Here is a 729-nt window from a genome sequence, read left to right on the forward strand (position 1 = left end):
AAGGCTCTGACGGCTTGTAGGCACACGGTTTCAGGTACTCTTTCACTCCCCTCCCGGGGTACTTTTCATCTTTCCCTCACGGTACTAGTCCGCTATCGGTCTTCAGGAAGTATTTAGGCTTACCGGGTGGTCCCGGCAGATTCACAGCAAATTCCACGAGCTCGCTGCTACTCGGGAACACCACCAAGGTCCTTGAAACTGGTTTTCGCGTACGGGGCTCTCACCCACTCCGGCCCGCCATCCCAAGCGGTTCCACTAACCAGCACAACAACCCGAAGAAATGTCAGTTCCTTCAAGGCGGGTCCCACAACACCGGCTACACAACCCCTGACAGGTATCACATGTAACCGGTTTAGCCTCTTCCGCTTTCGCTCGCCACTACTCACGGAATCACGGTTGTTTTCTCTTCCTGCGGGTACTGAGATGTTTCACTTCCCCGCGTTCCCTCCACACACCCTATATATTCAGGTGCGGGTAACACCACATCACTGGTGCTGGGTTTCCCCATTCGGAAATCCTCGGATCACAGCTCGGTTGACAGCTCCCCGAGGCTTATCGCAGCCTCCTACGTCCTTCATCGGCTCCTGAAGCCAAGACATCCACCATGTGCCCTTAACAACTTGACCACAAAGATGCTCGCATCCACTCTACAGTTCTCAAACACCACACCAGAAACACACAACGTTTCAGGGCAGAAGCCCTGAGGCGTGTTGCCTCAGGACCCAACAG

1 rRNA gene is annotated in these 729 nt (G+C 54.6%); it reads right to left on the reverse strand.

Annotated features, from left to right (window positions below):
* A 23S ribosomal RNA gene (locus tag ACLJQF_RS48840) occupies positions 1–626 on the reverse strand; the annotation flags it as partial.
* Between the last annotated feature and the right edge of the window lie 103 nt (positions 627–729).

The organism is Amycolatopsis sp. lyj-109 (assembly GCF_046548995.1).
GTDB lineage: Bacteria > Actinomycetota > Actinomycetes > Mycobacteriales > Pseudonocardiaceae > Amycolatopsis.